The 24,154-nt window shown below is 51.3% G+C and carries 20 protein-coding genes; 6 read left to right on the forward strand and 14 right to left on the reverse strand.

Going from position 1 to position 24,154, the window contains the following annotated elements; translation table 11 throughout:
- Positions 1-116: 116 nt before the first annotated feature.
- From TREBR_RS11510 to TREBR_RS11550, 9 genes are all read right to left on the reverse strand, one after another.
- Entirely contained in the window at positions 117-1,199 is a 1,083-nt protein-coding gene (locus TREBR_RS11510) for an NAD-dependent epimerase/dehydratase family protein (RefSeq protein ID WP_013759340.1), read from the reverse strand.
- A complete protein-coding gene (locus TREBR_RS11515; RefSeq protein ID WP_013759341.1) occupies positions 1,196-1,975 on the reverse strand; it encodes a glycosyltransferase family 2 protein in 780 nt (259 codons plus the stop codon). Before TREBR_RS11515 ends, TREBR_RS11510 begins: the two co-directional genes overlap by 4 nt.
- A 36-nt stretch (positions 1,976-2,011) precedes the next feature.
- Positions 2,012-2,812, reverse strand: a complete 801-nt coding sequence (locus TREBR_RS11520; protein ID WP_013759342.1) for a glycosyltransferase family 2 protein — start codon at positions 2,810-2,812, stop codon at positions 2,012-2,014.
- A gap of 28 nt (positions 2,813-2,840) precedes the next feature.
- A complete protein-coding gene (locus tag TREBR_RS11525) occupies positions 2,841-4,028 on the reverse strand; it encodes a glycosyltransferase (RefSeq protein ID WP_013759343.1) in 1,188 nt (395 codons plus the stop codon).
- A 4-nt stretch (positions 4,029-4,032) separates the two neighbouring features.
- On the reverse strand, positions 4,033-4,749 hold the full coding sequence (locus TREBR_RS11530; RefSeq protein ID WP_013759344.1) for a polysaccharide deacetylase family protein: 717 nt from the start codon (positions 4,747-4,749) through the stop codon (positions 4,033-4,035).
- A 277-nt stretch (positions 4,750-5,026) separates the two neighbouring features.
- Positions 5,027-6,268: an IS256 family transposase gene (locus TREBR_RS11535; protein WP_013758161.1), complete on the reverse strand. Its 1,242-nt coding sequence runs from the start codon at positions 6,266-6,268 to the stop codon at positions 5,027-5,029.
- Between the two features lie 76 nt (positions 6,269-6,344).
- Positions 6,345-6,803, reverse strand: a complete 459-nt coding sequence (locus TREBR_RS11540) for a polysaccharide biosynthesis protein (protein WP_041610440.1) — start codon at positions 6,801-6,803, stop codon at positions 6,345-6,347.
- Positions 6,804-7,033: 230 nt separating this feature from the next.
- Positions 7,034-7,561 (reverse strand): transcription termination/antitermination protein NusG, encoded by a 528-nt coding sequence (nusG, locus tag TREBR_RS11545; protein ID WP_013759345.1) that lies wholly within the window; start codon positions 7,559-7,561, stop codon positions 7,034-7,036.
- Between the two features lie 53 nt (positions 7,562-7,614).
- Entirely contained in the window at positions 7,615-8,337 is a 723-nt protein-coding gene (locus tag TREBR_RS11550; RefSeq protein ID WP_013759346.1) for a hypothetical protein, read from the reverse strand.
- A 144-nt stretch (positions 8,338-8,481) separates the two neighbouring features.
- Here TREBR_RS11550 and TREBR_RS11555 point away from each other — a divergent pair, with 144 nt between their 5' ends.
- The 3 genes from TREBR_RS11555 (at position 8,482) to TREBR_RS11565 (ending at position 14,895) form a co-directional block, all read left to right on the forward strand.
- Positions 8,482-8,745, forward strand: coding sequence for a helix-turn-helix domain-containing protein (locus TREBR_RS11555; RefSeq protein ID WP_013759347.1), 264 nt, complete (start codon positions 8,482-8,484; stop codon positions 8,743-8,745).
- Between the two features lie 157 nt (positions 8,746-8,902).
- Complete coding sequence (locus tag TREBR_RS11560) at positions 8,903-10,951, forward strand: 4-alpha-glucanotransferase (protein WP_013759348.1); 2,049 nt, start codon at positions 8,903-8,905, stop codon at positions 10,949-10,951.
- A 134-nt stretch (positions 10,952-11,085) separates the two neighbouring features.
- Positions 11,086-14,895 carry an alpha-amylase family protein gene (locus tag TREBR_RS11565; RefSeq protein ID WP_013759349.1) on the forward strand — a complete coding sequence of 1,270 codons (3,810 nt, stop codon included), beginning with the start codon at positions 11,086-11,088 and terminating at the stop codon, positions 14,893-14,895.
- A gap of 276 nt (positions 14,896-15,171) precedes the next feature.
- Here TREBR_RS11565 and TREBR_RS11570 read toward each other — a convergent pair whose 3' ends face one another.
- Together TREBR_RS11570 and TREBR_RS11575 are read right to left on the reverse strand one after the other, a co-directional pair.
- Positions 15,172-16,482, reverse strand: coding sequence for a pyridoxal-phosphate dependent enzyme (locus TREBR_RS11570; RefSeq protein WP_013759350.1), 1,311 nt, complete (start codon positions 16,480-16,482; stop codon positions 15,172-15,174).
- Positions 16,483-16,529: 47 nt separating this feature from the next.
- Positions 16,530-17,447, reverse strand: coding sequence for a DUF2156 domain-containing protein (locus TREBR_RS11575; protein WP_013759351.1), 918 nt, complete (start codon positions 17,445-17,447; stop codon positions 16,530-16,532).
- A 192-nt stretch (positions 17,448-17,639) separates the two neighbouring features.
- Between TREBR_RS11575 and pepT the strand changes: the two genes are divergently transcribed.
- The 3 genes from pepT (at position 17,640) to murA (ending at position 20,533) form a co-directional block, all read left to right on the forward strand.
- Entirely contained in the window at positions 17,640-18,935 is a 1,296-nt protein-coding gene (pepT, locus tag TREBR_RS11580; RefSeq protein ID WP_013759352.1) for a peptidase T, read from the forward strand.
- Between the two features lie 67 nt (positions 18,936-19,002).
- Positions 19,003-19,245, forward strand: coding sequence for a TIGR03905 family TSCPD domain-containing protein (locus TREBR_RS11585; RefSeq protein WP_013759353.1), 243 nt, complete (start codon positions 19,003-19,005; stop codon positions 19,243-19,245).
- The gene (murA, locus tag TREBR_RS11590) at positions 19,238-20,533 is read left to right on the forward strand and encodes a UDP-N-acetylglucosamine 1-carboxyvinyltransferase (RefSeq protein WP_013759354.1); all 1,296 of its coding nucleotides are present in this window, start codon (positions 19,238-19,240) and stop codon (positions 20,531-20,533) included. Before TREBR_RS11585 ends, murA begins: the two co-directional genes overlap by 8 nt.
- Positions 20,534-20,623: 90 nt before the next feature.
- On the opposite strand, the gene TREBR_RS11595 is transcribed toward murA, so the two are convergent.
- The 3 genes from TREBR_RS11595 to TREBR_RS11605 are packed head-to-tail and all read right to left on the reverse strand — an operon-like array spanning position 20,624 to position 24,109.
- On the reverse strand, positions 20,624-21,379 hold the full coding sequence (locus tag TREBR_RS11595) for a J domain-containing protein (protein WP_013759355.1): 756 nt from the start codon (positions 21,377-21,379) through the stop codon (positions 20,624-20,626).
- Positions 21,372-23,183 (reverse strand): hypothetical protein, encoded by a 1,812-nt coding sequence (locus TREBR_RS11600; protein WP_013759356.1) that lies wholly within the window; start codon positions 23,181-23,183, stop codon positions 21,372-21,374. Before TREBR_RS11600 ends, TREBR_RS11595 begins: the two co-directional genes overlap by 8 nt.
- A complete protein-coding gene (locus TREBR_RS11605) occupies positions 23,180-24,109 on the reverse strand; it encodes a hypothetical protein (protein ID WP_013759357.1) in 930 nt (309 codons plus the stop codon). Before TREBR_RS11605 ends, TREBR_RS11600 begins: the two co-directional genes overlap by 4 nt.
- Positions 24,110-24,154 lie beyond the last annotated feature (45 nt).

Below are 24,154 nucleotides of genomic sequence, written 5' to 3' on the forward strand. Positions count from 1 at the left end.
TGAAATGAAAATAACCTGTGATTTTACATGCAGGGTTAAAAAGTGCCTAATTTTGCCTTTATTCTAAGTGACATTATTGAATTAAATAAAATTTGTAAAAATAATGTATTGAGTTTTCACTCGCAGCTGAAAGTATGCCCTTCCACCTTATGCACGAACTCATACTCAATCGTTGCTTTCAGTCCGTCCTCAAGTTTTACCGGCGGAACAAAATCTGTTTTCTTGATGTTGCTGCCCACAAAATAAGTGTTCTGGCAGAATTTCTTTACACGGATGGAATTGATTGCAAACTTCTTGTGCAGAATGAACGCGAGCAGGTCAAAGCATTTTCCGCCACAGTACGCAAGCCAGTACGGAAAATGAACGAGCTTTGTCTTTGGTTTTCCGAGATACTTGTACACATCGAGAACAAGATGGTTCATATCGTAGGCCGGCTCGTCGCAGTAGTTATACAAATGCAGCCCGCCATCAGTATCGTGGCTCAGCTCGTACTCGATGAACGCCGCCACGTTCTCCACATAGTTCATGCTCTTGCGGTTCGTACCTTTGCCGACCATCGGGAACTTTCCGCCGGCAATCTGGCGGAGCAGATTGTAGACGTTTCCGCGGTTCTGCTCACCGAAGATGACGGTCGGACGGATAATCACCGCGGAATTTGCAGCGTCTTTTTTGAACCACTCGCGGTATTTTTCTTCTGCAAGATATTTTGTACGCCCGTAGTCGTTAAAGTAATTGATTTTTCCGCTCTCGTCAGTTCCCACCGGAGCAAAACCGTAGATCGCGACAGAGCTGGTAAAAATAACTTTATGAATTCCCAGCTTGCTACAGGCATTGCAAATGTTCTCACTACCATGCACGTTTACGTCATCATAGAGCGATTTCGGCGTAACGTCGTCGCGGTGTTCGGCGGCAAGATTGATGACGACGTCGCTGCCTTTCAGCACTTCCGCAAGAGAGTGCATCGACTGGGATTTTTTGGCAATGTCGTCTGCGCCGGGAGCCATCGCCTCGTCGGTAAGGCTTGCAGGAAATTCGTTCGTTTCGGTTCCGCTGTTCCGCACATCGCAGCGCAGCCATAATTCAGGATAGGCGACGCTCTTTCGTTTATCCGCAATTTTTACTGTATGCCCGCCGGCAAGAAGCCGTTTTGTAAGGCGTGTTCCGACAAAGCCGCTTCCGCCGATGATGGTGATGGTCACAGCTTATTCTCCATTTTTACAAATTTTGCTATTACGAACTGCGGAATTTTACGAATCTTTTTCCAATAGACAGTATAGAAAGCAGGTTTTAGCCCATTCACTGTCCATGCAATTCTATTATCAACAATCCCCTGAATTCTTGAATTTACTCCGTTACCACTCGTTCCACCTGCCGCCATATATACAAAGGTTTTATTTACCCAGCAAGTTGTTGCCCTCTCTTTTTCCAAAAGCCGAAGCATAAACTCATAATCTGCGTTTACTCCGCAATCAAGCCGATACATACCGTACGTTAAGTATGCTGTTTTCGTTACAAAGAAAGCAGGATGAGGAGGCATCCATCCATGCTTAAAAGTATGGAATTTCCCGCTCCTCCAATAGCGATAAGGTTTCTCATTTTTTATATACATCAGATTGCCATACAGGGTTTCTGTCTGACTTTTCCAAAAAGTTTTTGCCACAGCAAAAAGCACATCATCGGAAGCATATCTGTCGTCAGAATTCAGAATACCTATTACGTCTCCAGCAGAAGCACGGATACCTTTGTTCATTGCATCGTAAATGCCGTCATCTTTTTCTGATTTTATGACATAATCTATCTCTTTATCTGTAAATTTCTGCCGATATGATTCTGCAATTTCAACCGTACTATCTTCTGACGCTCCATCAATTATCAGATATTCAAGCTGGACATCCTTTTGACAAAGAACAGATTCAATCGTTTTCGCAATTGTTTTTTCGCTGTTATAACAAACTGTAATGATAGAGATTTTCATGCAGCCACTCCTTGCTGGAGCGGTATGAACTTTACTCTACCCCCCCCCCGCATATGTATAACTACTTAATTCTTTCATGTATAATTTTGCCTCCATAAATTGCGGTAGTTTCCGAAGTTTTTTCAATAAAATTGTGAATCTCCCCGGCTTCATATTATTCTTTTCCCATGCAAGACGATCGTTGTTCATTCCCGAAATGCGAGATTGTATGCCGTTATTGCTTGTACCACCGGCTTCCATGCAGGTAATAATTTTGTCCAGCCACACCGCAGAAAGTTTTTCTTTCTCAAAGAAGCGAAGCATAAGCTCATAGTCTGCATTTATTCCGCAGTCAAGCCTGAACATTCCGTATTTTTTATATACGGATGTCTTTATGAAAAGTGCAGGATGCGGCGGCATCCAACCGAACTTAAACGAACGTGCCGCTCCGCTTTTCCAATAGCGATACGGTTTACCGCCTTTTATATACAGAAGATTGCCGAAAACCATATCTACATTGGTTTCTGCGAATGCTCCAGCCACGGAAAGAAGAGAAGCGTCCGAAGAATAGAAATCATCAGAATTCAAGATACCGATAATCTCGCCGGTTGCAGAAGCAATCCCTTTGTTCATCGCATCATAAATACCCTTATCCGATTCGGACTTGATAATGTAATCAATCCCCTTTTCTGCAAACTGCCGACAGTACGATTCTGCGATTTTAATAGTATTGTCTTTCGACGCACCGTCGATTATCAGATATTCAAGCTGAACGTCTTTTTGAGCAAGAACAGATTCGATAGTGCGGGAAATGGTCTTACTGCTGTTGTAGCAGACGGTAATAACGGAGATTTTCATAATAAACTCGATAATATTTTAGTCAGATCTAAAGAGTTAAATCGTTATATAACTTTATATACTTCTTAAAATTGCATTCTTTATCAAAGAAATCCACCGCCCGACTGCGGCACAATGCAAGATACAGCTCTTTTCCTGCGTTTTCTATTTTAGTTATGCATTCTCGCACTGCGGCTATATCACCGGCTTCTGTTACAAATCCTGTATTTTCATCTATAATTTCAGGACTTCCACCGGCTCTGTACGTTATAACGGGCGTACCGCAAGCGAGGGATTCTATATTTGTTGTAGGAAAATTATCTTCATAGGTCAGATTTAAAAAACAGACAACTCGACGGTACCATTCCGCCAACTGCTGTTGATTTTCAGTTCTGGATATTCCGACTATATTTTGCGGCAGCATCGCCTTTTGTTTTTCATTCACACCAATCAATACAATCTGCTCACCGGTCTTCAGCAATTTTGACAACTTAATAAAATCATAAAATCCTTTTCTATCTGTCCAAGTACTTGCAACACCCAGTATTACGGGTTCCTCTTTTTTCAATGACAATGACGGCTTAAACACATTCAAATCTATTCCGTTATGAATAACTTTGACAGCATACGAGCCCAGAAAGGACTTTCCGACTTCCTCGGCCAACCATTCGGACGGGGTTATAAGAGTCAGATTCTTTATGCCGGAAAATAAACGTTTTTTATCGTTGTAATTTTTTCGTGAATTATCGAAAAAACTTTTTGGATACTGTTTTTCCTGAGGACATTCAAAACACTCAGCCTGCCATTTGCTGCAGCAGCCTGCCGTATAATGACTGCAATGCCCTGTAAAAGCCCAGCAGTCATGGAGTGTCCATACAACAGGAATATAAAGCGTTTTCAAATATTCAAAAAAGACTTTTATGTTCAGATAATATCCATGAATATTATGCAGATGAATAATATCAGGCTTTATCTTTTTTATCTGCTTAATCAGTTTCTTTGTTGCAAAATATGAACCGAAGCCATGCCGGTCAAAAAGGCGTGTAATCAGAACATGTGAATATACGCTCCATTTAGAACCGATTCGTATTGATTCAGAACTGCTTGGGCGGGGATTCCTGCCATAAGCGATATATGATTTCCAGCCGCTTTGCATGACAAGATTTCCAAGCTCCTCTGCAATGTGCCCGGTGGAACCGGAATTGATTACTGTATTTATTTGTAATAATGTCGGCATACTTTTATATGTTTATATACGGAGCAGGATATTTATATACGAAAGGCATATAGTGTTCTGAAATCCATGAAAGCATTTTTTCCAATTCCTGCCACAGGCCGAACTGTTCGAGTTCCCATGAATGTCCCCAAATATGGATAAAAAACTCTTTTTTTGATTCTGCACAAACATCGATAAGAAGTCTCAGCAACTCAAAATAATCATCACAATTAGATATTTTTTCTAATACAGCTGGAAATAAGGCGTCTTTATGGCGCAGAGAATTAAGCAGTAAACTTTTCTTTCCTCTAGGATAAAAATGAAAAGTCGGTCTTATCACCTCTTTGTTCAGACAAGAACACATAGTATCGGCAGTACGGTATGTTTTGAATTCATCTTTTATTGCTTCAAAAATACCCTGATTGTATTTGCCTCCGGGAAAACTGAAGTCGTTTACAGAATCTCCCAAAATATCCTCAAGATATTTTTTGTTGTTGACAACTTCAGTCCGAACATCAGAAAGCGGAATTTCTGTAAGATAGGTATGATGCTGCGTATGTGCTCCTATTGCAGTCAGTTCAGAGCGCACAGCTTTTATTGTATCAGCAGAAAGAACAGCTCTTCCCTCTTGATTTTCGTTCGGAATGAACAGCATAGAGGGAATGGAATACTTTTCACATAAACGCACCAACTTCAAATCGTCTGGTGCGCCGTCATCCCAAGAGAAAGATAGTTTTAACATTGGTTTTTAGCGTTTATTGCAAGAAGGTTTCAATCTGATTTCTTGCACGTTCTCCAAAATCAAGTTTTGAGACACCCAGTCTAAGTCGATTGTAAAAATCAGGTTCAATGATTTTTAGCACACACTGCTTCAAAGATTCTTTATCATTGCTCAAAAAAACAAGCCCTGTTTCAGAACTAATTAAATCATCCCTACAGCCGACTTTGTCGCTTACAATGCAAGGAAGTCCATTGTGAGAAATTGTCAAATGTTGTGGATGAAAAATCCTGGGATTTGTTTAGGCTGCAATCTGTAAGATTCCATCTACAAAAGTTTTATCTTCTTTGACCAGCTGGAGCTTTTCAAAACCTTTGAGCCGTCTCCAGTTCTTTTCAGCTTCCTTGCAGAGCTTAAACACCATTGCGAGCGTGGCATCCGCAGAACCATTTCCTTTAGTTGACCTGTGCCTTAGCCTTACCGTTGCGAACATCGATTCAATCGGGTTTGAAGTCCTGATATGAACCCAGTGCTCTGCCGGATAATCATAGAACCTGAACAGGTCATCGTAATCTTTTGCAAGGCACTCCGTTGCTTTCGGATATTTCAGCTCATACGTATCAATGAAATGCCGATAGGCATCCTGTGCGTGCTGTTTTGTGTCTGCAAGAAAAATATCCTGAAGTTTCTTTTTAGCCGCCGGCTGAACGCAGTCCGGCATTTTGTCCAGCACATTGCCCGTCTTGTGAAACCAGCATCGCTGGATTTTCATCTGACCCCAGACTTTATCCACTGCATTTTGAAATCCAAGCGCTCCGTCACATATTGCAAGTTTTGGAGCTGCCGTAAGTCCGCGGAATTTCAAGTCGCGCAGAACCTCAAGCCAGGATTCCTCACTTTCACGCACTCCCTGATGAACTGCCACAAGCTCCTTCTTTCCGTCTACTGTAACTCCAATTATTACAAGGAGACAGAGTTTCTGGTCATCAAGCCGGGCATTGCAGTAGACACCGTCAGCCCACACATATACGTATTCTTTTCCGTCAAGCCTTCTGTGTGCCCATTCGTTATATTCTTTCCGCCAGACCTCCTTGAGTCTTGTTATTGTTGCCGGAGAAAAGCCTTTCGCGCCTTCTCCGAAAATCGCCGTTAGCGCATCCTGAAACTTGTTTGTGGAGATTCCTTTCAGGTACAGCGTTGGAATCACGTTCTCAAGTGTCGGTGTTTTCCGCATGAACCTGGGAAGAATCGCACTTGTAAAACGCTCTGGACCAGGAAGAGCACGGTCGTCAATGCGAGGCTGGCGGACTTTGATTGTTCCGCATGTCGCCTGAATTTCACGTTCCGGCATATAGCCGTTTCTGACCACCGTCCTATGTCCGTCTGCATCCAGCTTATGCTGATGTTTCTGGATGAACTGGTCAACTTCGCTTTCCAATGCCGCCGCGAGCATCTTTCTTGCCGATTCCCGGACAAGATTTTCAAAAAAATCTGCACTTGCTGTAGTGCTTTTTTCCAAATTCCACTGTAAAATATTTTCCATAAGAGACTGTCCTTTGTTTTTGTTTGGTTTGGTCATTAAACTTTAACAAATCTCAGTCTCTTTTTCTATTTTTAATTTAACTCATCCACAACTTTTGAGTATAACTCACAGTAGTGCTGATTGCTCCCGAAATTACATAGTCAATATTTCTTCCTAGACCGCGGCAGACGCTGTTCATAACAAAAAAGAACAGATACGCAATTCCATAACAGAATGCTATAACAGGAAAACGAATAATAAAAAAGCAAGAAAATACGGAGAATACCGCTACATACAGCAGCGCAAAAACCGGCAAAAGACTTATAAATGTCTTGATCGGACTGTATGCATCCTCATCATCAAACATAAACCGTATTATGCCGGACCACACTTCCATGAATGCAATTGCAACAATCAACTGCATATTTGAAAGCAGGACATCATAATAACCGTAATCAGCCGGGGAGAGAACCCGTGTGTAAAACGGTATCATTATGAACACGAGAATTTTTGAGAAAAAAGTTCCTATGCCATATATAAGGATTTTTTTTAACATATCTTAATATCAGAATTTTCCAGAGTGTCGTAACCTCACCGGGAAATTTTATTTTCTACAGTTCCATATTGCCATACAAATAATCTATCAGAAGAATTCAGCCAGCCTATGTACAATTTAAAGACACCTTCTCCGTTGAAGACGAAACACTCGTTCCGTCCTCCCTGAAAAAGATGATCGCCGGCCGGTGTGCGTGCTTGAACCAAGCTCCGCTCCTGAACCAACTGTCTTTAAATGATGCCGTCCGGCTTCCGTACTTCCTCGTATGTAAGCCCGACGACCTTTACTCCGTTCATAAAGTCAATTTCTATATTAAGCCGCTTATTGCGGCGGTTTACCGCAACAACACGCCCGGAAAAATCCTTGAACGGAGCATTCATAATCACTATGCGGTCGCCCTTATCAAACGTAACCGGAACGATTCCGACTGTGCTTCCGAACTGCAATATCTTCCGCACAATCTCGGAATCACTTTGCTCAAGCGGATGCACTTCGCTTGACGAAGGCAGAAACCGCAGGAATCCTTTTCCCGCAGAAAAACACCTGAGTTTCGCCGCGTCAGACTCCTCCGTTTCAAGGAATACATACCCCGGAAAAAAACTCTCGAAGTATTCCCTGCCGCTTTTAAGCCTCATACGCTTTTTCAGTATGTGAAGCCTGCCGCACAGAACGCGCTCATCGCCCTCAACAAAAGTCAGAACGCTCTGTCTGAACTTTTCCTCCATACCGGTGCGCACGGATATGCAGTAGAACGTCATTCCCCGCCCTCCGCGCGTCCGTTCAGACCGGAACACCTGCACTTTCCGCCCATCTAGCTTCCCCGATTATGCTCCGCAAAAGAAACCGCCCGATACTCATGCACCACGCTGCACGCAAAGCGCGCGTTCCTGTCTGCCGCCGTAAAATCGAGCATCGTGTCTGCTGCGCCAAGCGATTCCGTAAAAGCCGCGGTGTACACACCGCTTCCGTCTGCTCCAAGAACAGGCCGCTCGCCGCCGATGCCCGCTGTGCACCCTGACAGCCACAGACTGCCTTTTATCCGGCCGAGCGCCTCATCGCCTAAAATGCGAGCAGCAGCAAGCAGCTGCCCGTTCGTACGGCAGACATCCTCCGCGTTTATGGCGGAGACGGCCGCGTTTGCATCAAAATCAACCGCATCCCAAACCGGAGCTTCGGCAGCATCATCCGAAACCAAGTTTTCGCACGCATCAAATACGGCGACCTGATTTTCACATGTTTCTTCTATATATATACGTTTAATCTCAGTAGCGCCGACGGTGAATCCGTCCGCGGTCAGCCGGTCGTGTCCGTTTCCGCAGAAATACAGGAACAGAAAATCCGTACCGCTTTCGGCAATGCGGCGCAGAATCAGTTTGAGCATTGAAACATTGACGCCCGCAGGCAGTATGAGGATTTCCTTGTCTGCCCATGCGCCGCCGGCAAAACTTTTGAGAAAGGTGTACATGTCGCATAGTGATTTCTGCCGGAAATCTTCTTTTTCACTGCAGCCGGCAAGAACGGCGTAACGTGTCAAAATTCACTCCAAATCTTTATATCAGTAGTCAACTAATAAAAAACTACTTACATTCGTAGCTCACACACATTCTACTACTTATTTTCGGATAGTTCAACTATAAAACTATGAATTTTAGTATCAAATCTCAAGTAGAATAAAGCCATGACGTTTTGGGAAAGGGTAGAAATCTTACGGGAAGAACAGAATACCTCATACAGATGGATTGCCGCGCAGATGGGAGTTTCAGAAACTACCGTTTCCAGCATGAGAAAAGCAGGAACGGAGCCGCGCGCCGGAGAAGCCGTAAAAATTGCTAAAGCGCTCGGGACTACGGTAGAATTCCTTGCCGGCGCAGGTGAAGACGAATACTATAAAAAATACGTTTTGTTAAAATCCGCACTCAGGGAACTTTTAACTACAAACTGACAATACTCAAGCGAATTGCGCGTCTCTTTTTCCAGACGGAAAATGCGGCAGATAGAGGAAAAGGTGCGGAAAATGTGTCTGCAATTTCTGCTAAAAAAAACAATAAACCGCTTTACATTTTTCCCCACATTTTTCCAAGGTATGCTATACTGGTGTAATGAAAATTAGTAATAGTTTTAAATACACTTCGCTCACCGGAACAGCCGTTCCGCTCGGCGCTTTAAAAACGGCGCGGAGCTGCGGCTCCGGAGAATATCCTGATCTGATTCCGTTTACGGACTTCTGCAAAAAAGCGGGACTCGGCATCGTGCAATTGCTTCCGGTAAACGACACCGGCACGGAAAGTTCACCGTACAGCGCGCTGTCGGCGTTCGCACTGCATCCGCTGTACGTCAGCATCGATTCCGTCCCCGAATACGCCGAAGTTCCGGCTGCGGAAAAACAGCTTACCGCCCTGCATCAAAAACACGACGGAAACGGGCGATTCCGCTATCGCGAACTGCGGAACGATAAAACGGCGCTGCTGCGTATGATATTCGACGCTCGCCGAGACGTCATTACCGCAAGCGCCGAAACGCCGGACGCCGAACTGAACGGGTGGATCAAGGCGAACGAATGGGTAAAAGAATATGCGGTTTTTATGGAGCTCAAACGCACGTACCGCGAAGCGTCCTGGAAAGAATGGCCGCAAAAATACCGCCGGCTGTCATCCGCACAGATCGCCAAACGATGGAACGATCCGGCGCTCAAATCGGCACACGTGTTTTACGCCTGGCTTCAAATGCGCACCGCGCAGCAATTCAAAAAAGCGGCCGATTATGCGGCGGACAACGGGGTGATTCTGAAAGGCGACATTCCGATCATGATGAACGAAGATTCCGCCGACGCCTGGGCGCATCCCGAGTTTTTCGACGACACGCTGCGCGCAGGTTCGCCGCCTGACGGTCCGAATCCGGTGGGTCAAAACTGGGGATTTCCAATATACCGGTGGGACAATTTGGCAAAATCCGGCTATTCGTGGTGGAAACAGCGACTCGTCAGCGCAGCGCAATATTATAAAGCGTACCGCATCGATCACGTGCTGGGTTTTTTCCGCATTTGGGCAACGAGCGAACGCGAAACGACCGCCGCGCTCGGGCACACGCAGCCTTCCGCGCCGATAACGCAGGCGGAACTTGCCGCCGCAGGCTTCGACGACGACCGGATCCGCTGGCTCAGTCAGCCGCACGTGCCCACGCGTTCCATAAAAGCGGTAAACGGCGGCGATTATTTGGGAACGCACGGACTGCTGCACAAGCTGATGGACCGCATCGGAACGGAAGAACTCTGGCGGTTCAAACCCGAAATTGCCGGCGACAAGGATATTTGGGAAACGCCGGACGTCCCCGATCCGGTAAAAGCGAAACTCGCCGAGCACTGGAGAGATCGTACGCTGACGCAGATTCGCCCCGGAACGTATTCGCCGCTGTGGACGTACCGCGAAACGTCCGCCTGGAAATCGCTGTCTCAGGACGAACAGCACAGACTCGGCACGCTGATCGCGGATAAAAACGCACGGATGGAACGGCTGTGGGAAGCGCAGGCGCGCACCCTGCTGGGCGAACTCACCGGAGTTACGGACATGATAGCCTGTGCCGAAGATCTGGGAGCGAATCCCGAATCGCTGCCGCGCGTTCTTGCGGATCTTTCGATCATGCGGCTGTGCGTCGTGCGCTGGTGCAGACACTGGGAACAGCCGGGGCAGCCGTTCACCCGATTTGAAGCGTATCCCGCGCTGAGCGTCGCAACCTCGTCGGTGCACGACTCCTCCACGCTCAGGCTGTGGTGGCTTACCGAAAGCGACGCGCACGATTTTTTCGGAAATTTTCCGCCCGATGCCCGCGGCTCGAATTTCACTGCCGAACGGAACCCGCCCGCCCCTCCCGGTTCGTACACACCGGAAACGGCGCGCTATCTGCTGACGGAAATCGCCCGGGCGAACAGCCGGTTCTGCATCCATCCGATACAGGACTTGCTCGGCCTGAGCCGAACGTATTACGCCGCCGATCCGCAAAAGGAGCGCGTCAATATTCCCGGCAGCGTATCCGAGTTCAACTGGACGTACCGGCTGCCGGTTCCGATTGAAACGCTCGCACAGGACGCGGCGCTTATCGGCGCCGTCAGACAGATCGCCGACGCTCATTCGGCCGCGCACGGTTCGGTCTGAGCGCTGATTTCCGATTTTACGGAATGTTTTTTACCGCAACAGGCGTTTATGGTATATAATAACGGAACGGATACTTGCAGCGCGCGAACCGGCTGCAGGCGGTTCCGCAGCACATTGGGAGATAAAACGGATTTATGGATGTATACGTATTAGAAGAACGATTTAAAACCGACGGAGTTTCCGTAAATGAATTCCACGTTGCAAAAACGATCCGCGACGAATGCGGATTCGACGGAACCTTATTCGCCTCAACCGGAAACGTCATTCTGGCAAACTTCAAAAACGTCAGGATTTTCGCACAAAAAATCAACGACCTGATAGAATCCCGTTCGCAAAATCACGCGGAAGCCGGCAAAAAAATGATAAAAGCAGGACAGCTCAACGCGATGGGATTAATCGACGAGATTTTCCATTACGTGTGCGCGCTGTTCCGGCGCGACGCGAATCCGACCGCGTTCGACGAACTGCTTTCGTCGCTCGACGAAGCGTACGGAAAAAAATCCGTAGACGCACTGCTGCGCTCCTTTACCGACGATTTTCCGCCGACCGCCGTCTACAACGGCAGCACGTCGGCCGACGACTATCTTGCCGCCGACGCGGTGGACGCAGCCACGGGCCGCACGAGGTCGAACCGTGTCGCAACGCTTGAAGAACTCGTACTGCTGCGCCTTGCCAACGAAAACCCCGCGTTCAAACCGTTTTATCTATTGTTCGACGACGCGAAACTCACGCGGAATCCGCTGTACGCGCTGTCCTGGACGCACGTCAAGCAGTTTTTCAAAAAACAGCCGATATTCGGGCCGAACGGCGTAGACCTCGTTTCGATGCTCAAAGAGCCGGTCGTCTTCAGTCCGCACAGTCTTAAAGGCCAGCTCGACTACATCCGCACGCATTGGGAAAGCGTACTCGGCGAATGGCTCAAACGGCTGCTTGCCGGCATCGATATGATAAGCGAAGAAGAAAAACCCGGCTGGGCGCCGATGAGCGGCGGAGCGCCGGAAATGGCACCGTACGATTACGGTGCGCTGCAAAAAGAATACGAACGGTTCAGTCCCGATCGCGAATGGATGCCCAGAGTCGTCCTCATGGCGAAAACCGTTCTCGTCTGGCTCGACCAGCTTTCCAAGCAATACGGACGAGACATTACGCGCCTCGATCAGATTCCCGATGAAGAACTCGACATGCTCGCCGCGCGCGGATTCACCGGACTGTGGCTCATCGGCCTGTGGGAACGGTCGCACGCGAGCCAGCGCATCAAGCAGATCTGCGGAAACCCCGAAGCCGCCGCAAGCGCATACAGCCTGTACGATTACGACATAGCGCAGGGACTCGGCGGCTGGGACGCGCTTGATAATCTGCGCAGGCGGCTCTGGCGCCGCGGAGTCAGGCTCGCCTCGGACATGGTTCCCAACCACACCGGCATGGATTCGCGCTGGATAAACGAGCGGCCGGACCTGTTCGTGCAGACGAGGGACTGTCCGTTCCCCGGCTACACGTTCAACGGCGAAAATCTGTCTTTGAACGACCGAATCGGCGTGTATCTTGAAGATCATTATTACCGAAAGGACGACTGTGCCGTCGTATTCAAACGCGTCGATCATTACACCGGCGATGTCCGATATATCTATCACGGAAACGACGGCACCGGAATGCCCTGGAACGACACGGCACAGATCGATTTTCTGAACCCTGAAGCCCGCGAAGCGGTCATTCAGGAGATTCTGCACGTCGCACGAAACTTTCCGATCATCAGATTCGACGCGGCGATGGTACTCGCTAAAAAACATATCCGCCGCCTGTGGTATCCGGAACCGGGACAGGGCGGAGATATCGCCAGCCGTTCCGAATACGCCGTCGGTCGCGACGAATTTGAGGCGCGCATTCCCGAAGAATTCTGGCGCGAAGTGGTGGATCGCGTCGCTTCCGAATTACCCGACACATTGCTGCTCGCCGAAGCGTTCTGGATGATGGAAGGTTATTTCGTACGCACGCTCGGTATGCACCGCGTGTACAACAGTGCGTTCATGAACATGCTCAAACGCGAAGACAACGCGAAATACCGCGCCACGATAAAAAATACGATCGAATTCGACCCGCAGGTTTTGAAGCGTTTCGTAAATTTCATGAACAATCCGGACGAAGAAACCGCCGTCGCCCAATTCGGTAAAGACGGCAAATATTTCGGCGTCTGCACGCTGATGGTCACGATGCCCGGCCTGCCCATGTTCGGGCACGGTCAAATCGAAGGCTTCAGCGAAAAATACGGAATGGAATTTACCAAAGCGTATTGGAACGAAACGCCGGACGAAAACCTGATCGCCCGACACGAACGGGAAATTTTCCCGCTCATGAAAAAACGCTATTTGTTCGCCGAAATCGAAAATTTCCTGTTTTACGACGTGTGGAACGACGGGCAGGTTAACGAAAACGTATTCGCTTACTCCAACCGCTGCGGAACGGAACGCGCCGTCGTTTTCTACAACAACGTGTATCAGCAGGCTTCCGGCTGGATCAAGCATTCCTGCCCGTACGCGGTGAAAACCGGCAGCGGCGAAAACGATATCCGCAAAGAAGTCCATACGATAGGCGAAGCGCTCGGATTGTTGCCCGATCCGCGCAATTACTGCATTTTCCGCGAACAGCGCAGCGGCCTTTGGTTTATCCGTTCGGCGCTCGACATTTGCAGCAACGGGCTGTACGTGCATTTGGACGGATTCGAGTCGCAGGTTCTGATGGATATTTCACAAGTGAGCGACGATGAAACGGGTAAATACCGCATACTGTGCGACACGCTCGGCGGAAGGGGCGTTGCCGATATGGAAACGGCGCTGCGTGAAATATTCCTGAAAGATCTGTACAAGGCGTTTACCGACGCGGCGACATCCGAATTCTTTGAAGCAATCCACTTATCGTGTCTGCCCGCGACGCATCTGAAAGCGCGGAAACTGACCGCGCCTGCACTGAAAGACGTACTTGAAACGCTCAAACCGTCCGCGCTCGTATGGTTTGAAACGCTCGACGCGTTTATTCACGGCAATTACGGCGCGTCCGCGGTACTCGGCGGAAGGGATTGCGGCAAAAAAATTCCGGCTGAAAAAATCTGGAAAAACGTTGAAAAACGCCTGACTGCAATCGTCCGGACGGCGGAGATCGCGCAAAAAACGGCAGCCGCGCAAAAAGCCGCGGTAAAAAAAGAGGCTCTCCTAAAAGAAAACGCTCAAGACGACGCGGCACGCAAGAGCGACACGGCGTTTACGGTTTCCCTGTACGAAGGAATGCTCGAACGGCCCGCCTGCCCCGAAATGCTGGCCGCATTCGCGCTGCTGTACGCGGCAAAAGACGTACTGGGCAGCAAAGCCACCGCCGGCAGCGCGGCGGATCTTATCGAGTTATGGGGACTGGAACGCAAGCTGCAGGATCTGCTGATGAACGAAAACGTTCCCGCAGCCGACTCGTTCGTTCCGCTTAAAACGATTCTTTCCGTGCTGCGCGTATGCGACATCGCGGCGGCCGTACCGCTGAACGAAGCGGGAGAAGCGACGCCGAAAGCAATCAAAGCGGCGGCGGGAACGGTTGCGGATCACATCGTACACGGTAAGTACGCGCCGCTCACCGCAGGGACGAACAGCTTCGACAACGTGCTGTGGTTCAACGCGGAGCGCATGACGGATACCGTCTGGTATGCAATCTCCGTTCCCGCGTTTTTTGCCGCCGGCGACGTTTCCGTATCGCTTCTGGCGAAACTGTCCGCACTGCTGAGCGGTGCACAGGTAAAAGCCGAATACCGCGCGGCGGCGTTTACGGAACTGCTGCCGCTGCCGGAAAAAGCACGGGGAGCAAAAAAAACCGCCGGGAACGGAAGCAAAATCACCGGTCGTCCGGCGCGCACGGGTACCGCAAAATCCGACGCGCCGTCCTCCCCGGCAAAAAAACCGAAAAAATAAACCGGTACGGTCCGCCGTCTGCGCTGTGCGCGTTCCGCGCCACGCGGACGACCCGCCGATCCATAAAACCGCCGGTTTGCACAGGCGCCGTGCGCGTTCCGCGCCACGCGGACGGCCCACCGATCCATAAAACCGTCGGTTTGCACAGGCAACGGTACGGTATGCCGGTTTGCGCAGGCGCCGTGTTGAAAGGGTTCCGGCGCAGCGGAAAAAGAACAGCCCGTGTTTTTCAGCAAAACGCCGAAAAACACGGGCTGTTTTCATATACGGAGACGGTCAGCCTTTCAATTCCGCACATATCCTTATTACGTGCGAAAGCTCCGGCGGAATCCGCTTTACCGGCGTTACCGGTTCCAAAAGGGCGGCGATATGCGCCGGAATTTCGGGAGCTTCTCCGCAGCAGCGGCGGATTCGGTCAACGTGAAACGCCGGATGATCGCGCGCAACGAGCACCACCGTACTGTCGTCCGTATGGAACGCGTCGATATGGTTTTTCGCCGCCGCATACGCGCCGGACGTTTCGCCGTCCGCGAATTCACCGTATTTCATGAAAAGTTCTTTGCAGGCGGCTTCGCGCTCCGTCTGAGAAACGGGAACGGGAAAGACCATGCCTTTCAGCACGGCAGGGTTCGTAAAAAATACTTCCTCCAGCCGCTCAAGATTCGAGGGACTGGCCGGATCCGCCGGTCCGCGGTTTTCAAGCGGAACGACCGCGTCCAGCACTTCGCACCGATTGAACGGATCAACGGTCAAAGACGGCGTGCATTCGGTGATAAAACCGTTCACCGGCAGCGAGAACTTCCAGCCGTACAAGCCGGCTGCAAGATTACCGTAATTGCCCGGCGCGAGTGCGTAAAAAATATCTCCGAACACCTTTTTTTTAAGCCGTGAAAACGCGTACATATAAAAAAACGTCTGCGGCAGCAATCGGCCGATATTCGCCGTGTTCACCAACGTAAGCCCGTACGACGAAACCGCTTCGCGGTCGGCAAAAACGGCTCCGACGAGCCGATTACATTCTTCAACCGTCCCGTCCACTTCGACCGGATATACGTTTCCGCCGTTCCAGACGCAGTCGCTCTCATTGAATCCGCGCATCGTACCCTTAACGTACAGCAAAACGGCTTTCAGATGTTTTTTACCGCGCATCGCCTGTACGACGCTGGCGCCGATTTCTCCGTCGGTAACGGCGACCACGATCGCGTTTTTATCCTGCATCAGCAGCGTGTATTCCAAGCAGGCCGCCAAATACGACACGCCGAAATCCTTATGCGAACCGGTCGGGCCGGTAAACAGTTCAAGCTGATACAGAGAATCGTCGAGCCGGCGGAATCCGGGACTGAACGGAAACGCGCCGGTCGCAATCGCTTCCGATATGATCGGGCTGAATTCTTCCTTTATAAGAGCGGAGGTAAGAGAACCTGCGAGAGAAGCAAAAGACGTTTTGTCGTTCAAATAATAGACCCACGGCCCCAAATTATCCGCGTACGCGGGCACGTACAAACCGCCGTCGGGAGCCATACAGTCGGTAATCGCCTGAGAGAAACTCACGACGTTTTTGCGGTCACGGGTACTGACGAACTGCATTAAAACCTCCTATAAAAATCCGAGTGCATTCGCAACGTTATACGATTTTAACACATCGACGGAGGAAGTACCAGATACTTCTTTACGAAAGTATGCGGACGGTACGTCATCTTTGCCTGCCGAAGTCCCTCGTTGCCCAAATCCTGTTCTCGATTAACGTATTGTACCGAAGGCGGAAGCTGCAGCGCCTGCGCCTGATTGACGAATTGGTAAATTCCCTTATAACTGTTTATTCCTTTTTCAAACAGATCGATGAACATGGTTCCGCCGGCGGAAATTTCCCCCACCGAAAATCCGGCCGGAACACCGTCGGCATACGCGACTATGCCGGAAAATCCGAACAGGGAAAAATGTTCAAGCGCGTACAGACATTGCGCGTAATCGCCCGGATCTTCAGCCGGACGCGTCTGTTTCCAGCTTTCGAGTACGGAAAGCGCGTCGGGCAGCGTATACGTATCCAGCGGTTTCACCTCCGAAGCATACGAATTGATGAACGCGTTTACCAAATTTTTCTTTTTATGAAACGCTTTGCCTGAAAGCGCCGCAAGTTCCGCGCGGATATAAACGTAATCGAAGTTATCCCGATCTTCAGCTATTTGAAACCCCTCCCGCTCAAGCTCGGCGGAACCGCGGACGTATAAAGCGGCGTCCATATTTTTCCAATAACCGAACCCTGCAAACAATTCGGCACGCTGTGCTGCGGAAGGCGGGTCGCCCATGACCCAGAAAAAGGAAGCACCGAGGTCTTTTCCGTTAAAAACGCGCACGGGCCCGGTTCCGGCTACGGCGAGCGACGTTTCGGAAAGTCTTGCAATGCGGTACGCGTACTTGTTACTGTCCAAAAATATATTTGCAAACGTAAATTCACTTACTTCAGTTTTCAGATTACGGCAAAAAGCCGTCAATTCGTCACGCATATCGACGCTGACCGGCAAAAATTCGGGAAAATCGGGGATAGAATTCATATATAGAAGATAGCGATTTTCCGGTAAAAAGTCAAAATATCCGGCGAATTTAAAACCTGCCGAAACACACAGAGAACCGGTTGCCGCACTCTGCAAACCGGCCGCCGCACTCCATACACTTACACTCGCGGTACCCGTCGCTCGCCGCCGCGACGGCTTGCAGCAACGGATAAAATATCGTACCATATCGGTATGAAACCCGCAATTTTGAGCGCACCTTTTACCGACGCATTGCTGGCACGTTTTCTCAAATACGTGCAGATATGGACAACCAGCGACAGTTCCCGTTCCGACGCGGGAACCGTCCCGTCTACCGAGCGGCAAGCCGATTTTGCACAACTTTTGGCACAGGAACTGCGAACGCTCGGCGTATCCGACGTTACCGTAACCGCACATTCGTACGTCTGCGCCCGCATTCCGGCAACTCCCGGCATGGAAGACGCGCCGGCCGTCGGTTTTTTGGCACATCTGGACACGACGGAAGAGGTGAGCGGGCTGAACGTCCGCCCCAACGTTCTGGAAAACTATCAAGGTACGCCGATCCGGCTTGCGGACGGAGCCGGGCTCGATCCTGCCCAAGACGCGGCGCTCGCCCGTGCAGCGGGCGACACGATCATCACGTCCGACGGGACGACGCTGCTCGGCGCGGACGACAAGGCGGGCATCGCAATCATCATGAGCGCGGCGGAGGAACTGCTCAAAACCGCTCCGGACGGAAAGCCCGCGCTGCCGCACGGTACGGTCGAAATCGTATTTTCTCCCGATGAAGAAACGGGGCACGGCATGGATCACGTACCGCTCGGCTGGTTTACTGCGCGGCAATGCTACACCGTAGACGGCGGACAGGCCGGAGAAATCGAAGCGGAATGTTTTAACGCCTGGAAAAGCGAAATCACGTTCAGCGGAAAAGCAAAGCACACCGGAACAGCGCGCCCCGACATGGTGAACGCCGTCACGATGGCTGCGGATTTCATTTCGTTTCTGCCGCGGAACGAAGCGCCGGAAACCACCGATTCGTATCAGGGATTTTACGCTCCCATGGAAATAACCGGCCATCTGGAATCGGCGGCCGTTACGCTTTTTCTCCGCGACTTCGACACGGAGGGAATGAAACGGCGGCTGCAAAACGTCGAAACGTTTGCCCAAGCGATTGAAAAAAAGTTTCCCGGTGCAAAAGTTTCCGTAACGCACACGCAGCAATATCTGAACATGAAAGAAAAAATCGACCAATGTCCGGCTATAACGGAAAATCTGGTGCAGGCGGTGCGGCAGGCGGGATTGGAACCGGTATTCAAACCGATACGCGGCGGTACCGACGGCGCGCGGCTTACGGAAATGGGCATTCCCTGCCCGAACATTTTTACCGGCGGACACAATTATCATTCGCGCACCGAATGGGCGGCGTTGTCACAAATGGCGTACGCCGTTCAAACGGTGCTGAACTTGATCCGATTGCAGACCGGAACCGTAATGTCCGTTTCAAAATAAGCCGAAAATAAAACGACTGCGTGCGCTCACTCATACCGCACGCCGGGAATTTTTCAGAGGAGTAATCATGAAACACTATACGCCGAAAGGAGTTTGTTCACGTAATATAACGTTCGACATCGTCGACGGCGTCGTTACCGGAGTTGCGTTTGAAGGCGGCTGCAGCGGAAATTTGCAGGGAATCGGTAAATTGGTAGAAGGTATGCCGGTTGCGGAAGTCGTATCGCGGCTTAAAGGCATCCGCTGCGGTTTCAAATCGACCAGCTGCCCGGATCAGCTCGCCCGTGCATTGGAGAACGAACATGAATAATCCGTACGAATACCGAATTGAAGGCGGATTCCCGATCAAAGGAACCGTTACGGTAAGCGGCAACAAAAACGCCGCCCTGCCGTGCATCGCGGCGGCGCTGCTCACCGCGGAACCGGTCGTTTTGCAGAACGTGCCCGATATAAAAGATACCGGCGTCATGCTGCAAATTCTTGAAGCGCTCGGTGCTTCGGTAAAAAAGATCGCCGCCAACGCCTGGGAGATCTGTGCCGCCGATCCGATCCGCACCGAAATTCCGCAGGAACTTTCAAAAAAACTGCGGGCGTCGATCCTATTCGCCGGCCCGCTCACGGCGAGAACCGGCAAGGCAACACTGCCTCCGCCCGGCGGCGACGTCATCGGACGGAGGCGGCTCGACACGCACTTTCTGGCGCTCACTGAACTGGGAGCGCGCGTGGCGGTAAACGGACAGTTCGCGTTTACCGCGAACAAACTGGTGGGAGCGGACATTTTTCTTGACGAAGCGTCGGTTACCGCCACGGAAAACGCCGTCATGGCGGCCGTGCTTGCCGAGGGACACACGATCATCACGAACGCCGCAAGCGAACCGCACGTACAGGATTTGTGCAAAATGCTGAACGCGATGGGCGCAAAAATCGGCGGCGTCGGCAGCAATATTCTGGAAATAGACGGCGTTACCGAATTGCACGGCTGCACGTACCGCATCGGCCCCGATTACATGGAAATAGGTTCGTTTATCGGACTCGCGGCGGCTACGCGCGGCAGCGTTACCATATGCGGCGTTGAACCGCGCGATCTGCGCCCGGTCAAATTGGCGTTCGGAAAGCTCGGCATCACGTGGCATATCGAAGGCGATTCGCTCACCGTTCCCGTCGGACAGGCGATGCAGGTAAACACGGATTTGGGCGGTATGATTCCCAAAATAGACGACTCACCGTGGCCCGGATTTCCGCCCGATCTGACGAGCATAATGACGGTCGTCGCGACGCAAGTTGAAGGAACCGTCCTGATTCACGAAAAAATGTTTGAATCGCGGATGTTTTTCGTCGACAAGCTGATCGGCATGGGCGCGCGCATCACGCTGTGCGACCCGCACCGCGCCGTCGTGTCGGGGCCGTGCACGCTGCACGGTGATCATCTGGTTTCACCCGACGTGCGAGCAGGCATGGCGATGGTCATTGCCGCAATGGCCGCGCACGGCGAAAGCGTTATCAGCAATGTGTATCAGGTCGAACGCGGCTACGAACATCTGATCGAACGTCTCCAAAGTCTCGGCGCTCATATTGAAAAAGCCGACTGCGGTGATTAGTCCGATTTCAGGCACCGCCGATAGCTCCGAACCGTACGCAGCTGTTCCGCTGCAATCCGGCGTCCGAATCGCGCACAGGCTGCGTACCGTTTACCAGCCGCGCGCCGCCGCGACCGTTTCGTACGCGTGCTGAATGCGTATAAAAGCCGAACGGGCGATTTCCTGTTGCCGTTCGGGCAGGCACGCAAGCGTATCGGGATGATAGAGCGAAACGAGCCGGCGATGCGCCGCTTTTACGTCCGCATCGGAAGCCGCCGACGGAATATCGAGGATCAGATACGCGGCGGCAATTTCGTTTGAAACGGTGCGCCGCCCCAAAAGTTCCGCAAGATATGCCGACGGTTTTCTGCCCCGTTCGGCTTCGTTCCAGCCGAATTCCAAAGCGGCAAGCAGCGTGAACACACGCTCAACCGGCACGGCGCTCTCGTTTTGCTTTATGAGCGCCGCCAGACATTCCGTTAAAAGATCCCCGTTCAAACTCTCGGCCTCACTTGCGGGCCGGCACAGACTGAACCAATCGGCACCGCCGATAATTCCGAAACAGGCACGCAACTGTTCCGCCGCGATCTGCGCGTCCGAAACGCAGTATACGGCGAGCGCGCACACCAGTTCCGCTCCGCAAAACGGTTCGGTAATACCGGAAACGGCGTCCCGGCTGCCGCTCCCGCGAGAAGTCGGATTATCGGCCGCCTTTTTGCGGCGCACGTCTTCGCGCACCCGATCGACGATAATATCGGCCGCCCAGCCGATCGCGAGCCCCGCGGCGGCTCCGCCCCAACCGGCAAGAAGACCGACCAAACCAAAAACGACGCGGCACGCGTATTTTTGCAGCGGAAACTTACGCATCGTGCCGGGAAACGAACAGGACTGCCGCGGCGAACACTGAAACCAGCGCTATTCCCAAAATCATCGGAGCCGCCCAAACACCGAACAAGCTTATCAGTCCGTAATTGAACAATGTACCGCAATATCCGGCCGCTTGCAGAACGGCGTACGCTACGGCCGTAAACAGCGGGATCGGAAACAACCATGAAAACCGGAACTGCCGGTTTTTCACGATCCGGTAATTCCATCCCAACACCGCCGTCAGGATAAAAAGTGCAAGATAATACACGGGCCGGCACGCCCTGAAACAGGCCGCCTGACCGTACACTTCCCGCGAAAACCCGTATCCGGGCGCTTTTCCGGCGAACCTGAACAGATCCGTCAGCACCATATCGGACGAATCAAGAGAAACGTTCTTCAAAAGCAAAAATTCCTGAAAAGGCATCGGAAGTACCAAATAATTGCACTCTGCAAATTCCGTGTACGACGCCGCACCGTCGGCGAACGTAAACACCGGTTTCTGCACGGAAGTTTGCCGGCTGCGATCCGTCGATTCCAGCATAATGTACGGTACGGCGATATTTTTTCCGCTCAAACCGAGCTTTTTTTGAAATTCGGCGTCAAACACCGATACGGACTGTGCAACCATTTTCGCACACGGTACGTAAAACGAAAATTCAAACGTTCCGTTCCGTGTGTACGCATAAACGGTCAGCGAACGCAAATACTGCACCAAACCGCCGAGCTGCCGCGCCGACGCTACGCCTCTTATATATACCGCAAAAAAACCGCCGTTCGGACGCGGTACGGAAAAATACATATCTTCCGTATCCTCAAAAATGCGGGAAACGGGAATTTCGTCAAAGAAAAAATACTTTTTCGCCATTTCAGCCGAAGCGATCCGATAATAGCGGTCTACATCGGGATCGTCGGCGTACGCTTCGGACAACGAGCCGAACGCATAATAGGCCTGCAGCACGTCGCCGGACATAAGCATCCGGTACGCCGCCTTCTTCCGCGCGAACAACCGTTCCGCCGCCGGATCTTCGGAGCGTTCCGTTTCTTCTATCCGATTCCAGGCATCGGAGGCCAGTATTTTCGCTTCATTGGCGTTTGCAGAACCGGCTTCGGCGAACGCATAAGCAAGGCTTGCGTAATAATGCGCGTCGAGCCACGACTGCTGCCCGTACAGCAGCCGGGCGCGGGTCAGCAGTTCGTAAGACGAACCGTTATCGCCCTCGGCAGGCAAATCCGCACCGGGAATCGCCGTATCGGAAACCGCGGGTTTGACCGGATAACCGCCGAGTTTCAATTCGCACAATTCGCGCAGCCGCAACGCTGCGTCCGAGCGCGGAAACAAATGCTGTGCGGACAGTGCGTACTGCAGCGCAACGGTGAACGACTCGCCGGCTGCGGACGTTTCCGCGGCGGCAAGATATTCACGATACAGCGCGGGAGCCCGTTCTTTTTCATGAAGCGAACGGGTCAGCAGCGGAGAGGCCAATTCCTGTGCAAAAATGATCGCCGCAACGCCGTACAATGCGGAGAACGCAACCGTTCTGAACCGCTCGAACATTACGGGAGAAAACCGCACAGCCGGTTTTTTATCCTGCCTGCTGAAAACGACCGCGTACGCAACGACCGAAGCGCTTATCAGCGCTGCCGGCAGAACATCGCAGAAAAACAGCAGGCTGCGAATCCATTTGTACGCAGCCGCCGAATCGGGCAGCAATTCAGGCAGCGTACCCGAGAAAAAACCGACACACAGGCACACGACCAGAACGAAAGCCGCGTATGCACAGCAGATACCGAGAATGCGTTTCATGACTTCGGCTCCCGATTCGGATCAACCCTGAACACGGCCAGCACGATACCGATAACCGCGCAAATCGCGAACAGCACCCCGTTCAGAAGCCAAAGCGGCAGCCCCGATGCCTCAGAAAGATAAAAATACCGGCCCGAATGATACGCCGCGTTAACGGCACACACCGCAAACAGGCCCACGGTAACCGCCGCCGTATTCAGCAGCCGCCACTTGAACACGCGCCGCAGCCCCACCAGCGAAAAGAGCGCGAGCCCTGCCGAAGCAAATTGCAGCCATGAAAGGAATCCGGCCGACACGTATTTCACCGCCTGAAGCCGCAGCAAGTCAAACGCGGAAAAAATCTTTTTCAGAAACGGAGGATTCCGCAGAGACTTCAGTATGAGCAAATCGGAAAACGGCCGGGCCGCCGTTACGTCCAGCGCTACGTTTTCAATACGAAGTACGCGGCTTTCCGAACCGGTAAAACCTTCAAGATCGATAAAAATGCCGTCACCGGTTTCCGTTTCAGGATACACGGCCGAGTAAAAGAAAACGCCGTCCCGGTCCGGACGGAAATATTTACGGCTCGGTATTTCACTCTGCCAGATTTCAAGCGGCGTCCACTGCCGATCGGATTCGTACACGCAGAACGGAATGATGCCGAGCCAGGCGACGGCACCCCACACGAAGCACGCCGCGGCGGATGAAAAACGGCTTCCGGGATGCCGGATCGTATACGTAACCATAAAAAACTGAGCCGCAAAAGCGGCGAACGCACACGAAGAACATAAAGCTGCCAAAACCAACCCGCCCGGCACGGAAGCGGGCGGCTGTCCTGCCACCAAAAGCGCCGAGTGAATGAATAAACTACATAAACAAGTACCGGCAAGAGCGCAGCCGATGCATACTGCAAAAAAAACGCCGGTCAGCGATAGAAACATTTTCATCAATTACAGGATACCACGAAGTCGGCACAAATACAACAATCCGTT

It is taken from the genome of Treponema brennaborense DSM 12168 (genome assembly GCF_000212415.1).
Lineage (GTDB): Bacteria > Spirochaetota > Spirochaetia > Treponematales > Treponemataceae > Treponema_F > Treponema_F brennaborense.

Excerpts from the sequence above, each read along its gene's own strand:
- TREBR_RS11515 (WP_013759341.1), bottom strand. The coding sequence starts at position 1,975 with ATGAAAATCTCTATCATTACAGTTTGTTATAACAGCGAAAAAACAATT.
- TREBR_RS11520 (WP_013759342.1), bottom strand. The coding sequence starts at position 2,812 with ATGAAAATCTCCGTTATTACCGTCTGCTACAACAGCAGTAAGACCATT.
- TREBR_RS11525 (WP_013759343.1), bottom strand. The coding sequence starts at position 4,028 with ATGCCGACATTATTACAAATAAATACAGTAATCAATTCCGGTTCCACC.
- TREBR_RS11530 (WP_013759344.1), bottom strand. The coding sequence starts at position 4,749 with ATGTTAAAACTATCTTTCTCTTGGGATGACGGCGCACCAGACGATTTG.
- TREBR_RS11535 (WP_013758161.1), bottom strand. The coding sequence starts at position 6,268 with ATGGAAAATATTTTACAGTGGAATTTGGAAAAAAGCACTACAGCAAGT.
- TREBR_RS11540 (WP_041610440.1), bottom strand. The coding sequence starts at position 6,803 with ATGTTAAAAAAAATCCTTATATATGGCATAGGAACTTTTTTCTCAAAA.
- nusG (WP_013759345.1), bottom strand. The coding sequence starts at position 7,561 with ATGACGTTCTACTGCATATCCGTGCGCACCGGTATGGAGGAAAAGTTC.
- TREBR_RS11555 (WP_013759347.1), top strand. The coding sequence starts at position 8,482 with ATGACGTTTTGGGAAAGGGTAGAAATCTTACGGGAAGAACAGAATACC.
- TREBR_RS11560 (WP_013759348.1), top strand. The coding sequence starts at position 8,903 with ATGAAAATTAGTAATAGTTTTAAATACACTTCGCTCACCGGAACAGCC.
- TREBR_RS11565 (WP_013759349.1), top strand. The coding sequence starts at position 11,086 with ATGGATGTATACGTATTAGAAGAACGATTTAAAACCGACGGAGTTTCC.
- TREBR_RS11570 (WP_013759350.1), bottom strand. The coding sequence starts at position 16,482 with ATGCAGTTCGTCAGTACCCGTGACCGCAAAAACGTCGTGAGTTTCTCT.
- TREBR_RS11575 (WP_013759351.1), bottom strand. The coding sequence starts at position 17,447 with ATGAATTCTATCCCCGATTTTCCCGAATTTTTGCCGGTCAGCGTCGAT.
- pepT (WP_013759352.1), top strand. The coding sequence starts at position 17,640 with ATGAAACCCGCAATTTTGAGCGCACCTTTTACCGACGCATTGCTGGCA.
- TREBR_RS11585 (WP_013759353.1), top strand. The coding sequence starts at position 19,003 with ATGAAACACTATACGCCGAAAGGAGTTTGTTCACGTAATATAACGTTC.
- murA (WP_013759354.1), top strand. The coding sequence starts at position 19,238 with ATGAATAATCCGTACGAATACCGAATTGAAGGCGGATTCCCGATCAAA.
- TREBR_RS11595 (WP_013759355.1), bottom strand. The coding sequence starts at position 21,379 with ATGCGTAAGTTTCCGCTGCAAAAATACGCGTGCCGCGTCGTTTTTGGT.
- TREBR_RS11600 (WP_013759356.1), bottom strand. The coding sequence starts at position 23,183 with ATGAAACGCATTCTCGGTATCTGCTGTGCATACGCGGCTTTCGTTCTG.
- TREBR_RS11605 (WP_013759357.1), bottom strand. The coding sequence starts at position 24,109 with ATGAAAATGTTTCTATCGCTGACCGGCGTTTTTTTTGCAGTATGCATC.